7 protein-coding genes and 1 pseudogene are annotated in these 14578 nt (G+C 39.0%); 1 reads left to right on the forward strand and 7 read right to left on the reverse strand.

Annotation, left to right across the window (positions count from 1 at the left end):
- Position 1: 1 nt before the first annotated feature.
- Complete coding sequence (locus tag H3001_RS13915) at positions 2-1042, reverse strand: IS4 family transposase (protein WP_246368601.1); 1041 nt, start codon at positions 1040-1042, stop codon at positions 2-4.
- A gap of 236 nt (positions 1043-1278) precedes the next feature.
- On the opposite strand from H3001_RS13915, the pseudogene H3001_RS13920 reads away from it, so the two are divergent.
- Positions 1279-1452 (forward strand): annotated as a pseudogene (locus H3001_RS13920) (transposase); the annotation flags it as partial.
- 3 nt (positions 1453-1455) lie between these two features.
- Here H3001_RS13920 and H3001_RS13925 read toward each other — a convergent pair.
- Genes H3001_RS13925 through H3001_RS13950 form a run of 6 tightly spaced genes read right to left on the reverse strand, consistent with a single transcriptional unit; the run spans position 1456 to position 13805 of the window.
- Positions 1456-3648 (reverse strand): HEAT repeat domain-containing protein, encoded by a 2193-nt coding sequence (locus tag H3001_RS13925; RefSeq protein WP_181215253.1) that lies wholly within the window; start codon positions 3646-3648, stop codon positions 1456-1458.
- 2 nt (positions 3649-3650) lie between these two features.
- Positions 3651-5852 carry a HEAT repeat domain-containing protein gene (locus H3001_RS13930; RefSeq protein ID WP_004311266.1) on the reverse strand — a complete coding sequence of 734 codons (2202 nt, stop codon included), beginning with the start codon at positions 5850-5852 and terminating at the stop codon, positions 3651-3653.
- 6 nt (positions 5853-5858) lie between these two features.
- Entirely contained in the window at positions 5859-8033 is a 2175-nt protein-coding gene (locus H3001_RS13935; RefSeq protein WP_005829319.1) for a HEAT repeat domain-containing protein, read from the reverse strand.
- 30 nt (positions 8034-8063) lie between these two features.
- Positions 8064-9626: a DUF6850 family outer membrane beta-barrel protein gene (locus tag H3001_RS13940; RefSeq protein WP_004327091.1), complete on the reverse strand. Its 1563-nt coding sequence runs from the start codon at positions 9624-9626 to the stop codon at positions 8064-8066.
- Between the two features lie 23 nt (positions 9627-9649).
- Entirely contained in the window at positions 9650-10921 is a 1272-nt protein-coding gene (locus tag H3001_RS13945; RefSeq protein WP_004312956.1) for a DUF4876 domain-containing protein, read from the reverse strand.
- A 13-nt stretch (positions 10922-10934) separates the two neighbouring features.
- Positions 10935-13805, reverse strand: a complete 2871-nt coding sequence (locus H3001_RS13950) for a TonB-dependent receptor (protein WP_004311273.1) — start codon at positions 13803-13805, stop codon at positions 10935-10937.
- Positions 13806-14578: the final 773 nt, after the last annotated feature.

The raw sequence follows: 14578 nt of genomic DNA on the forward strand, positions 1-14578 counted from the left end.
GTTATGCAAAGTTGAAACGAGAAGTAGTATGGATATTTTGTTGAATATCAATACGGCTTTGACGACAACTTTGCATAATGATATGCTTCTCATAAAAAAGCAGCTCTATTTCCCAACGTTTGTGGTATATTTCTATAATCTCGTTTGGATTTGATTCCATATCGTTTGTAAGCAATGAAACCAGTTTGTGCTTTTTAATATCAACATAGGTAATGATACGGGCATGATGAATCAGAATTGTACCATCCTTCAGCATTTTTGAGAATGTTACATCTTGTATACGTACCTCCATAAAGCCTTTATCATTCTGGTACATACAGTCTTCTATAATGTTGTATTTCAGGTTCTTCTTCATTTTTGTTACATACATAACTTCTCTTTGCGTGAGTGTTTCCAGTTTCTCATAATCAATGTATGCACGGTCCATGGCAATTATGTCACCTTTGTTCAGTACTGACGGTCTTAACATGAAGGAATCGTTGGTCGCTGCCGAAGTGAACTTTATATCTGAAGGAACTCCTTCGTTGGCGTGTATGACAGTGTGTACCTTTATACCTCCTTTCTTCTTGCCAGTCTTGGGATGACGTCCAACACCCTTGAACAGGAGATTGGAGAACAGAGTGATAGTGGTGGAATCAATAATCTGAAGACGCTTCATCCAGACTTTATCCCTGTTCTTGCGGCTGTCCGAGGAAAGTATATTTCTGTATGTAGTGTATAAGTCACGATAGATGGACTCAAATATAATTTCCGGCCGTCGTCTGTTGGCATCGGAAAGAGTACTGCGAGAAGGCATTAACCTGATACCTAAATGACAAAGTTTGCGGGATTCTGCCTGTAGGGAAGCAATTATCTCACGTAAGGAATCAAAACGCATGATGACCGCATAGAGCATAACGACAAGATGAGTCCATATGTCGAAACGTTTTACATAGTGCTCTCCACCAGATTCACGACTTAACCGAAGGATTGTTGACTTGTCCAGTAATTTTATCACCTGACAATAGAGCGGCTGTCCGCTAAAATGTGTACTTTTGCCCATAATTAGATTTTATTGTTTGGCGACTGAAATCTAACGAAAATGGGCTGACCTCGCAAATGAAGTCAGCCCTAATTTTATGGTTTTGTAAAATTTTTATCGGACAGTAATATAAATTTTATTATTTTAGGAATATCCCTGTTTTAATGATTGGTGTCTGGAACTGGTTGAGGAGTTATACTATAGACATTTACTGAATGTCCCTGTATAGTGTCGATAATATTAAAGAAAAACTTGTTATCTCCCTATATGCCAAAGGAATGAGCGTGTCAGACATAGAAGAGGAGATGCGTGAAATCTATGAGATAGAACTGTCCACATCAGCTATTTCCATCATCACGAACAAAGTCAACCAGGCTGCTCAGGAATGGCAGAACCGCCCTTTGGATCCGGTCTATCTCATCGTTTGGATGATTCTACCTATTTTGACTTTTCAGCCTATTAATTGTTTTGGTAACTTCGTTCATTAGCTTTTGATTGGAAGTTCTAAATGTGTTAAGTTCTTTGATTATATCTGCTTTATTATAGTATAAATTATACCAGCCTAATGTTTCAGCAGCCAATATGCGAAGTTCTTCTTCTTGGCTTTCATTTTTTATAATGTTCAGTAATGGCTCAATAGCTTTAGCAATAGGTTTATTTCGGAACCTACTTATTTCGCTTTGTATCTGTTTGGTAGTACTTTCCGGACTGTCAATAAGTGCAAAATCTCTTTCAAGTCCTTTCTTTTGGCGAGGAAGGTATTCTAACAATTCATTCACATAGGAAGAATCGTAGAAAGACCAATCGGCAGCCTGTTTCTTCAATTCATTCAAAGCCATATCATGGTCGAACGTGTTGATAGCACTAAAAATTCTGAAACGATGGCGGTTTTCATGTCCGCGTAATAAATAGCTTTCTATCCATGCCGGCAACAATTCCGGATTGCAATTCTTTTCAACGTATTCCACCGCATAACGACGGATCAGTTCATAACTGTCGTTCATGGCTGTCTGCAATACATCGGCAACCTCTGTCGGATAGTTCAAAGCTAATAGGCGTAATGCTTCCAACCGCACAACGAAATAGTTCGATTCGTGGTAACTTTTCTTCAGCAACTCAACGAGACCACTATAATTTGCCATTGACAATTGACGGAGCGCCATTGCCTGCATGTCAGCCATAGGGGAATTCAGCTGTTTTTTCCAGAATGTAACATTTCCTTCCTGCGCAACTAAAGCTTGGTTGATGTCCATATCCAGCCCGGCATTATTGGTGAAGTGAAAAGTCGGGTCACCGATCAGATGATTTTCCAAGAAGCAGGTAAAACGAGTGAACTGCCCGATGCGCATACCGGCAGCTAACAAGCCGAGAAATTCATCCGGCCATTTATCTTGAATGGTGTTAACCGTACATCCCATAGTAGCAATGGTCTTACCCTTATTGAATATATAAGAGCCTACAATGTTGTCATCCAAATGGAAAGAACCGTTGAAACAAGCATCGAACAATATAAAACGCGCATTAGGAGTCAAAAGACGAATATCTTCAGTATAGATATCCATATTACGGTTTACAATGGAATCCGATTTTATTTTCTCCTCATCGAAAGCTTCCGCACACCAACTTTCAGGCACCCCATACTGCTTGGCATATTCTTTGATAGCAGCTTCACACCCATGTTTCTTGGCGTATGAAGGCACTTTGCTTCGCAAGAATATTTTGGCATTCTCAATACTCAAATTAATACCGGAACCATTTTCATAGCCATTGATATACTGCATGATGGGGCCACCGTGGTGATGGAATAGCATGACATCTAATCCTTCGCGCTGAATCTCGTTCAAGTATAATGGTTTCATCGGATAGCGCATGTTAAAATCATAGAACTTCACTGTATTACCCGATTTGAATATTTGCGGCAATTGCTCACGTAAGGCTATTTGCTCACCGCTCCATGCCAAAGGATCTTCAGAATTGTAACCATGGCCACGGGCCATAGTCAGTTGGTCAAATGCATTTTGCTTTGCTTTTTCGGCAACTGCCTTTTTTAAGTAATCGCGTAGCATCTGATAACGGTTCTCACCTTCTAAATGTAATGGACGGATACGGGCCGAATAAATATCCGGTGAAATATACTGTTTAGAATCAGCACGCAATGTCATATAATGATAGTCAGGTATCAAACTGTCTTGTTTAATATAATCAAATTTTAATCCGAAGTCATCATAATAACGGTCGGAAGGAACGCTTGATTTCTGCCAATTGGCTTTGGGAGACCTTTTGAAAGCCGAAGATAGATGATGTGCATCACGAATCATTGGAATAGGGATGTCACCTATAAATACGCAACCCTCCAAAGGCGTTTTCTCATTCTCATGCAATTTGACAAGTTGCTCACGAATAGGTTCGGGCCTTTTCCAATCATCAATTAGCAAGTAAGTACCTAAACCTTCTTTTTCTATACTGGTACGATAAGCATCAATTTCACTTTTCGCTTCATCATAACTTTTCTGATCGACTACAATTGCAAAAGTAGTCTTTGTTTTTATACTAGGATGTACAACTGTTTGCGCCTGCATATCCTGTAAGCACAAAGCGGTAATTGCCAAAAGGATGTATTTATTCATATTTATAAACTTAATCTTTTGATTGTCTGTTCAAGCTCTGCTTTTAAATCTTCCGGAAGATTGGCTGTTTGTTGCATCTTCTTTATTTCTTCAAGAATGTGTGGCCGTTGTACAGAATTAGTAAACCAACCTAATGCTTCGGCCATTACTACACGTACTTCCTGTGGATTACCGGCATCACGAATTACATTCAAATAATCATCCACGTGGAAATGGAATGTATAGTTACGCACATTGCGGATTGCACTGATACGTTTTGCTTCCGGTGCAGCTACATCCATCAAGGTCTGATGGACTTTTGCCTCTTGTACAAACATTCTTTCCAGGCTTCTTAGTAATCGTTTTTTCTCTTCGTTTTCATTCAAACGGTCAACTTTTGCATAAAAGTCTTCTATTGTCTTTTCTACTTTCTCTTTCGGATAAAGGCTTAAAGCCTTGTTGGCACTCATTTGTACGCGTAAGCGTTCATTATGTTCGACCAATGCTTCCACAATAGCGGGCAATAAGGAATCGTCACCTACAAATCCAGCATAAATGGCACTTTGGCGAGCTACCATTTCATAAGTATCGTTCAAACCTTCGCGTAATGCTTCGATGAAGTTGTCGTCCTGATAACGGCTCAACAACTTGATAGCTTCCATACGAACCGTATTGAAGCCACTTTCCCGGTACTTCTTCAGGAGCAACGGAGATAATTCCTTTTGGGTATCGGCGTCAGCCAGCATACGCATGGCCAAACTTTGTACATCAGCGTATGGGCTGTTTAACAAATTCTTCCAATAGGCTTTGTCATCTTTGTGTATTGTTATATCGGTACTTAAAGTATTGGCTTCGATAGGAGCAAAACGGAAAGTGGGATCACCAAACAAATGACCTTCAAGTGATACGATTAGCTTATTGTATTGCCCGGCTCGTACACCATGGGACAACAAACCAATCATTTCAATAGTCCAGCGGTCTTGCAATACGTTACGGGTATTTCCTTGTGCTACTAATGTCTGACCGTCATTAAAGATATATTGTCCTGCTATATAGTCGTTTTCGTGAAAAGAACCGTTGTAGCACGCATCAAACATTATCATCTTCGGATTAGTGGAAAGATTTCTCTTCATTAAATCTTCCGTTACGATACGTTCATCAGCGTAGTGAAGAGAGTCTGCTTCCCAGAACTTAGGATTGTCCAGGTCTTTAAAAAACACCTCATTCACTTGTCGTTTTTCCTGCATCTGAATACGTAAGGTGTCTTTGTCACGTTTTCCAACATGGGACATGACTGCATTATAAAGTGTACTCTTCAACATTTTATAACGATTATTGAAATCAGTGCATGCCAATTCATCATTAATAAGCTGCCCTGTTGGCATTCCATGTTCATGAAACATAAATAAGTCAAGGTCCTTTCGTTGCAATTCGCTGAATAACTTATATTTCATAGGGTGTTTCATTCGGAAGTTCCAATGTTTGAATCCCATTTGACGACCAAAAGCTAATGGAAAGTTCTCCATATAAGCTTTTTCGTCATCCATCCATACAATCAGGCAATCGGAATTGTAAGAAGCACCATTGAATGAGAATACCCGATCTAATTGATTATGCTTATCTGCCTTGGCAGCAGCAGCTTTCTTCAGATATGAGGCAATGGCCGCATATTTATCCCCTTCCTTTTTTTCCGGATACTTGATACGAGCTGAATAGAAAGTAGGATTTAGCCGCTGGGGACTGTCTTCTGTCAATTTGTAGTAGAAATGCTGATGATTTACTGAGTCTTGCCTGATGAACTCAAACTTTAAGTTCAGATCATCATAAAAGCGGTCGGTAGGTACGGAAGACTGATCCCAAGGAAAGGCTTTCTCATTCATTTTGAATGCAGTAGTCATGTGTTGCGCATTACGTACCAATGCGACAGGCACATCGCCGATTAAAACCAGACCTTCCAATGAAGGGCATTCTTGATATGTTTTGATGATTATCTGTTTGACTTGATCTGGATTTTGCCAGTCACCGCTGATCAGATAAGTTGCCAAACCATCATCTTCAACCGCAGTTTTGTACTGATGCATGGCATCTTTGGTATTTGCATAAGTTTGGTTATCTGTTATGATAGCAAAAGCGGTAGGTTGTTTGACCAATGGCTTTATGACTGTTGTTTGTGCATTTCCTGCCAATGGCAAAAGAAATGCCAGATATATTATTTTTTTAATCATGGCCAATTAATTTTTAAGTCTGTAATATGTACGGTCGGCTTCTTCACGAAGGTTCTCGGATAAGCTCTTATCTTTTCTCAGTTGATCGCATACCCGAAGGATGTCAGGCTTCCGATAAGAATGAGTGAACCAAGCAAAAGCCTCCAATAAACAGGTTTTTAGCTTTTCACTTTCACTGGAGTCGGTAAGTAAAGCCAAGAGGCCGTCTACACAGGCATGTGCCATATGATTTTTCAGAGAATTGCAATAAAGGATGCGCCAACGTTCGGAAGTTTCTTTGCTTAATAACTCTTTTTGCATGCTACGACTATTATTGGCATTCTCCAAAACCTTACGCATCTCCTCCTTGTCTTGCAACACATAGGTCTCAGCCATTACTTTATCAATTGCCGCCTGTACGGCTGCCTGATCAAAGACTTGAAGCCCCAAACTCACATTAAATGCCACACGCTCGGATAGGTTGTCTTCTACATAGGCTTTGATTTGCGGATAAACATACTCGTTCAGTCCCACATGTTGCATCATACGAACAGAGGTGCGACGAATAAATTCATAGGAATCCGTAATGGCCAAGTGTAAGACTTCCCGGAAGTTTTTGTCACTAATCTTCTCAAGCAATGCCAAGCAGGTGAAACGTACCATCATGAACGAGGAAGTTTCAAAAGTTTTTCTTAATAAATCAGAAATACCCGGATAGTCATTGCGATAAAGGTTGTGCAAAGCAAAATTCTGTATGTCGGCATAGGGCGACTGTAATAACTCCAACATGCGGGACTCGCTATATGGTTCTTTGAACAAAGCATTGGCATCTACCTCATTGATAGAATGAAAACGTAGAGTAGGGTCACCGGTAATGTGCGATTCGAGAATATTCGTCAATTTAGCCCATTGCCCCACTCGTGCTCCCATACCTAACAGGCCGAGCATTTCGTTTGCCATTTTATCTTGCAGTACATTGACTGAATTGGCAAAAGTAGTTACGCATTTTCCTTCCGACATGATATAACGTCCGGCAATGTAATCTTTTTCCCGGAAATCACCATTATAGCATGCATCGAAAATTACCATACGGCTATTAGGCTTAAACTCTGTAACTTCCGACAGGATAATACCGGTGCGCAGGTCTAGTAAAGAATCTTCTGCAATTACTTTGGGATCATCATAGCCTGCAATCCAAGTAGTGTCCAAACCGTATGTGTTTTTCATCATATCCAGCATTTCGTCGAAAGACTTTTTGTTGTTTTGCTTTCTACGCGCTAAACCACGATAATAGTACTTCATTGCATCTACATGAGCATTCCACCTATTAGTAGCGGGACTACCGGAAAGATATTGACGTTCGGGCATACCATGCTCATGAAAAATAGACAAGTCCAGATCTGTGCGTTTCAGCATATTAATGACATCGTCCTTGGGATAATCGCTGAAATTATAACGGATGAAACGGGCCCGTCCCTCTTTATCGAATACGCCCGGCATTTGTTCGCGAATAGTAAAGGTTTCCGGTGTCCATGCAGTCAATGAGTTAGAGTAAGAGCCATCACCTGTATAGGAGAAGAATTGGTCTAATTTATTGTTTATCTGGTGCTCAGCCACCACTTTTTTAAAATAGCGGCTGATTTGCGCATGCGGTTCTTCGCCGTTATCAACAGCTTTGACACGTGCAGAATATATGTCACACCGAATTTGCTGTGGAGATTTTATAGCCAAATTATAATAGAAGAAATTATTTTCGACACTGTCCTGTTTCAAAAAATCGAATTGTAGGTCGAAATCATCGTAGAAACGGTCGCTGGGCACTGAAGAATCTCTCCAGTCATTGTTTTTCTCATCCATTTTAAAAGCGGAAGTCATATGCTGGGCTTTGCGGAGCATTGGAATAGGGATATCACCGACAAATACCACTCCTTCCAATTTATCCTTTTTGTAGAGTTTAACAATAACTTTCTTTACATCTTCCGGTTTATTCCATTCATTGTATACGATGAACGTAGGCAACCCTTCCTTTCCTAGAATCTCCTGATAGGCTTTAAGCTCGGCTTCACAAGCCTGAAATGTCCCTTTATCTGTAATTACAGCAAAAGAGGTGTCCTTTACTTTCACAGCCGGTTTAACAAATGTCTGTGCCCGCAGAGATAATATGCTGCAGAGCATCAAACTTCCAGTTATTAATTTACGCATGTTTTGTAATATAGATTTCGTTATGTAGCATTAAAAATTACATCCTAAACTTATCGATAAATGAGTACGCCCATCATAATCATAGTCAGAGGTATTTACACGATCGAATACAACTTTTGCAAATAAGTTCATACGTCTGTTTTCTCTGACTTGTTGCGAATACGTTATCGACCCGCCAATACGATAGTAATCACAGGTATAATAATTAGTCAGCCCTTGTTGTAATTCGGTTACAGTTGGATAGTCTGCATGGCTGCCACCATATACATATTCACCTCCCAGATTATTGTTATACGCAACATGAACATCTATTAAAAGCCTGCGATTCAAACTATTGCCTAAAACAAAATTTTTTTTGCCACCTAAGCCTAAAGATAAATTTTCTGCATTCTGTACAGAATTAGGCATTAAATATTCATCGTCTTGCTTGGTATAATTCACATTTAATTCTGCTTTCCAACTATATTCATTCCCGCGGTTTCTGCTTAATGCATAATTAAGAGAAGCGGTTTGTGCCTTGTACGTAGAACGGATGTTATTATATAATTCCACCCAGCCACTTTGTGATTCAGAGTTATCGCGTTGAGAAATATACTGAATACCATCGATGTTACGATTTGTATATGTGGTTCTCATATAATTGGTATAGTCCTTTCCTTCCTGAATCATCGTTAAAGAAACATGAGCAGTTTTATCTTTTACACCGGCTATTTTTTTAGGAGTCGTATAGCTCTGCTGAACAGTTTCCGCTTTTACATCGTAACTGCCCTCAAGCAGTAAATTGAAAGAGGGCATACTGAAGTTGTACTGGAGAGCTCCACCGAAACGGTCTCCAATATAATTGCTGGTTACACCGCTGCCTATTCCTTTTATGGCTGTTCCCAAACCGTATAATATATAATAGTCCTGATCCACATAAGAGTTGACATTACTCATTCTTGAGTCTTCCTTGATAGAACTATACTTGAAACTTGCACCAAACTTGTGTGAATTATTCAACTTGTAAGTAATCCCCGGCGTCAGTCCCAGCGTATAAAAACGGGTATCCACACGCGGGTCGCGCTGTTTGGCAGCTAATGTAGCTACATAATTACCTTCCAACCCCAATGCCCAATGATTACCAAGTAAAGGAGTAGCTGCACGAAACTTCAGATCGTAATATTGATTTCTCCATTTACTTAAGTGCTGGTCTGCGACATAGTAAGGCATTCCCCTGAATGGATCGGCAATGGAGGCGTTATATCCGGCATCTGTCAGATTTTTTTGTGCAAAATTAAATGCTCCCCACACATATGCATTTTTCAGATTGATAAAGCCTTCACTGGATACACCTACGATAGCCTCTTTCTGCCCCTCTTGCGGACGGCAATAGTTTCCGTCCTGTAAGTCATATCCCAATATAACATTCGAATAATTCTGAATATCATCGAATGGCATACCGGCAGCATTCTGTGAATGAGACCATAGTCGTCTTGTTTTCAATTGTTCCATAGCGGCGGGAGAGAAGCCCTGTGCCGCTCCCACCATACTTACAAGGCAGGCTATCATTACCAGCAGGCAGCTTTTCATATAGTTCATATATTGTTTTTTCATTGTTCTGTCTTTTTAGTTAATTATTACAATGTGTGATTCCATGAAGGCATTTTTGCTCCATTACGACGCATTACAGGAACAACGCCACGTTCAAAGTCATCCGTACTGTTGTTTGTATCCTGATATATATATGTACCTGTTTCTTCGCGAATAATAGGATTACCTTCTTCGTCTGTGGACAATTTGCGAGCAATACCTAAACCGCAATAAGTAGCTCCTACCCAAGTAATACCTGCATCAAGTACACCGGGGACACGTTTTGCATTCATCTTTGACTCATTGTTTACTGCTTCAACAGCATCCAATACATATTTAATAGGTATTTTTGCATAATAAACATTGCTGTTCGGTTTGCTAAGATCTGTTGTCTTCATATTTTCATCGTTGACCGGATCCCAAGCTTCTCCTTCAGGAACACGAAAAATCACATAAGCACCTCCGAATACGGATGTCAAATATTGTGGTATACTTCCCATCTCTGCTTTTCCTTGGTAGAAAACATGTTGCATATCATAAGCTGCCTGGTCAGGGAAGTTTGGATTATTCATATTAAACTCAAACTCAGAACTACTGCCGTCTATAGGACTTTGAGGGTTATAGATGTCCAACTGATGGTTAGCGGCAAATTGAGAAATGATGCAAGATTCACCTGGCGCTAACGGATATTCGGTTCCATTTCCTGGAAATTTCCACACACGTTCTCCATATGCATAATTATTACCGTCCGCTTCCGGCCAAATAGGTAATTTAGTGGTAGCTGTACCCGGAGTTAAATTTGCGAAATAAATACCGTCCAAATACAAAATGTCAGCAGAGTTATTGTATATCTCATAGAACTGGTCTCGGAAATAGACTCCTCCTTTTTCCGGACGGCTACCGCAATAATAAATCTCCTTGAATATTAATGGGCTCACTTTAAGCCCTTGTACTTCAATATTCAATGCGCTACCATGCTTAAATAATGCCGCATTTACAGAATTGCCATTGATGTAGTATTCATTGTTTTCTGTATCGATCGCTGTACCGGATACTGTTACCGAATAAATTCCGGGGATAATTCCGTCAACTTTCACACTATTATCAGTTACTTCTTTTACATAATGTAAATCTTCATCGTAATTGTCGAACTTTACAGTCAGATCTTTCAGTGTGGATATATTTTCAACGGTAATATCCAAATATACATCCACTGTGATAGGATTCACTTCTGCTGTGCCAGACATGTCCCTGAACGAATCGCATCCTATCAAAAGGGTACTTGCCAATGTAAACAAATATATTAAATATTTTTTCATAACTTCCTAAACATTATAAAGTGAGTGATAATTCCAGCCCAAAGAAAAATCGGTTATTCAATTGAATATATGAACCCGGATTACGTTTGGATTCTCTGCGCGGATAACTTCTGAACATATTGTTGGCAAAGAAAGAAACACGTAGCATATTGCTAATTTCTTTAGTTACATTCAAGTTAAAACAAAAATAAGGACTGTATGATTCTTTTATAGCATTATTATGACTTACATTATTCAACATATATCCATATCCTGCATCCTTTACTTGCTGGGTAGTGGTATATTTCCCCTTGGGAAACATATTTACAGACGCATCTTCCAATGCTAAATAGCCCACAGGTATAGAATCGTTTCCAAATGTATTCCAATTAGACTGCTGCCAAATAGCTTGTGCTGTCATCGTAACAACAAAACCGATACGCGGGATATTGTGAGTGGCACGTAAAGTCGTTACAAATTGTTGTTTGTAACTTGCATTGCCTTCTTGAGAATAAATGGCCACCGGTTTACGGGCTGAAGCAGCATCTTCGCTATTGTCATAGAAGCTATAACCCTGACGCCAACTCTTAGTACGCATCCATGAGCCATTTATTTGGAAGGCCGTACGGATAGCATCAATACGTCCGATATTCAAATCAAATTCTAAACCTTTAGTTTCTATATTTAAATTATTAGTTGGTTTTGCATAAGTAGACAATACCGGTAGGCTACTACTAAGCTCTATCCCGTTTTCTGTGCGCTGGTATTCATTGTAGATAAATGTATTGAAGGTGTTGAAGGTTTGGCTCATTACATAACCATCCTTCAGACGCTCCTTATAAGCTATTACATTCAGATTGGTTTTACCCACTCGTAAATTAAAACCGACTTCTGCTTTATGATTTTGGGCAATCTTCAAATCTGAGTTATCTACTTGCCGAACTTCTGTGGTAGTCATAAACAAGCGCTGGCTTTCCGGAATATTTTCATTGGTAAGCTCATTTATATTGATATATTCAAAATATGCATTTTCTGGATATAAATAGAGAAGAGAAGGCATCTTTGCAGCAATACCGTAACCTCCCTGAAGACTTAATAGATTCGGAATCAAATCAATGGATGCATTTACACGTGGCGAGAAAATGCCTCCTACTACTGAGGTATGATCATAACGCACACCAGCCTGAATGTTCAAATCATGCGTACCGCTTATGGACCATTTGAAATTATCTTCCACATATGCACCAAATTGGTTAATGAAAGGAATATCCTTATAGTTACGTGGACGGAAAGATGAATTATGACCGTATTGACTACGATAAGGAGGAGTACTTGGGTCATAAGTTTTTCCTTTACCAACGTTACCGTCACTCCGGAAATCCGCACCAATCAAGATGCGGTTGTTTACATGACCGCTCGCCTTGAATAGAGAACTCGTCACTTTAGCAAACAAATTAACTTCACGACTATCGATCTCATAGTGTCCCAAATAGCTGCTTGGTAGATAAACAGCATAATGATTTATGTCTTCCGGTCCAAAATTAGTAATTTGATTACCATTGGCATCATAGATATGCTGACCTGCAAAGTTACTAAGTACCGCACCGTTTGTAGTGGTCATGGAATAAGGAGATGTAGCAGAACTGTATACGGTTTCATAATAACTGTCTTTATCCATATACGTACCTGACAATACATAGCGTAGTGTTTTTAACCAGCCCTTATTTATATTCCATGTACCATTGGTATTCAAAGTAAAACCTATATCGCGGCCTTCCGAAGCTGTTTTAGTTTGTTCATCATCAGGATTACGTTCACGTTGATCCTTACCATAAATAAAATCAAAGCTGGAATTGGTACGTAACTTATTATTAAAGAAAGTATTTGAATAGAGCAACTTTGTTGTGGCACGCTGATAGTGCTGGTAACTGGATATTGGATTATTCGTATTATAAGCATAATCTGCACTTACATTTAAAGCGCCTTTCTTTTTTCCAAGTTCAAAACCGGTTCCCATAGACACCTGATAGATATTGGGATTGGCTTTTGCTTTGACACGTAGCGGCTCACGACCAGCTTTTGTATTAATAATTACTGCTCCTGAGGTCAGATCACCATATTCAACAGAAGGGATACCACGAACGATTTGTATAGACTCTATATTTTCAGTAGAAATACTACGAACATCGGTTCCACCAGCCGGCGAGGCACCTCCGGCCAATGAAGCGGGTGTTTCCGTACCACTTAATACCGTAGGGCTCATCGCAGATAGATTAGCATTATTTGAGATGGGGGCACCATCACGAATTATTGCGGTGCCCATAGCATTCATCGGAGCTTCCGGACCACTGGAACTGGAAACTTGACGGATGTTAATCTGTTGTGCCGAACTCATATCTTGATTCTGTGAAATTCCACCTGGCATCAATGACATTACATCATATAAACTGGTCGCTTGCATATGGTCCATAGCAGAGCGGGAAATGTGAGAAGATGTGGATTTGCCTGAACGGCTGTTGGTTGCAGTTACTGTAACTTCTTTCAACTTAAAATCCTCATTCCTCATTGTAAAATTAAGAACCAAATCCTTATTTACATTTATTAAGGTGTCAATGGAGACTTTGCCCAAATATTGAATTTGCATACGAATTTTACCAGTAGGTACGTTTTCCAGTATGTATCTACCATTTTCATCAGAGGTTGTCCCTAGTGCAATTTCAGGAATAGACACAGCTGCAAATTCTAAAGGCAAACGCTTGTTGTTGTGGTCGTACTCATAAACAGTGCCTGTAAGTTTTACTTTGTAATTGTTTTGCGATTTGATAGGGAGGGCAATTCCTATGCAAATAAGTATAAACAAGTATATAATATTACACCCCAAAATACCTTTTTTCATAAGTAACATCATATTTATTAATAATGCAAAATTATATGTAAATTTTAAATTAAAACAAACCATTGTGTGTAACAAAACTAAAATTATTAAAAATACATGTTGTTTTTGTTGGTGCCGTTGCATAATCTCACAGACCTCAACCGTCTGTTGTCTAACAATATAGCAACTGCATTATATTTAGGAAAATCCAATATATATTAGTACTTTATTTAAGTTCCATACATAGTAATACGGATCTTGAGTGATTAAAAGCAAACTGCAAATCTAAATAAAAAACGGGATGGTTGTAGTTCTGATATGCTATATCTTAATACAACGCAGATAAATACTTATATTTTCATTGATAGATCTAACTAAGTTAAAAAACGGATTTTCTCCAAAATTCTTCTGATAGCTCCGTTCCAGCCTCATATTTATCGCACTTTACAGAAGCCCCAGTTCAAATATAAGGAAACTGTATCTCTCTTCGATAAAAGATCTATTTTAGGACGCAAAATTAGATATTACAAAAGATTATAAAAATACCATTTTTTGGGTATAAAAACGCATCTAATACCTATATATAGGTATTAAATATCATTGGCAATGTATGTTCCATTTCATTAAGCAAACAATTTTTTGTATAAAATACAAATAGTACTTTTTTACCCACTTACACTAGTGTCTCTTAATAATTGTAAAAAGACTCGTTAATTATTTGATTTACAATATTTGTTTTCAAAAAATGCTTGTCGCATATTTGAATCAGTTACCTTAGGGGCTGGGCCAAATTGCGATAGCTA

Source organism: Phocaeicola faecicola (assembly GCF_013618865.1).
Lineage (GTDB): Bacteria > Bacteroidota > Bacteroidia > Bacteroidales > Bacteroidaceae > Phocaeicola > Phocaeicola faecicola.

Excerpts from the sequence above, each read along its gene's own strand:
- H3001_RS13915 (WP_246368601.1), bottom strand. The coding sequence starts at position 1,042 with ATGGGCAAAAGTACACATTTTAGCGGACAGCCGCTCTATTGTCAGGTG.
- H3001_RS13925 (WP_181215253.1), bottom strand. The coding sequence starts at position 3,648 with ATGAATAAATACATCCTTTTGGCAATTACCGCTTTGTGCTTACAGGAT.
- H3001_RS13930 (WP_004311266.1), bottom strand. The coding sequence starts at position 5,852 with ATGATTAAAAAAATAATATATCTGGCATTTCTTTTGCCATTGGCAGGA.
- H3001_RS13935 (WP_005829319.1), bottom strand. The coding sequence starts at position 8,033 with ATGCGTAAATTAATAACTGGAAGTTTGATGCTCTGCAGCATATTATCT.
- H3001_RS13940 (WP_004327091.1), bottom strand. The coding sequence starts at position 9,626 with ATGAAAAAACAATATATGAACTATATGAAAAGCTGCCTGCTGGTAATG.
- H3001_RS13945 (WP_004312956.1), bottom strand. The coding sequence starts at position 10,921 with ATGAAAAAATATTTAATATATTTGTTTACATTGGCAAGTACCCTTTTG.
- H3001_RS13950 (WP_004311273.1), bottom strand. The coding sequence starts at position 13,805 with ATGTTACTTATGAAAAAAGGTATTTTGGGGTGTAATATTATATACTTG.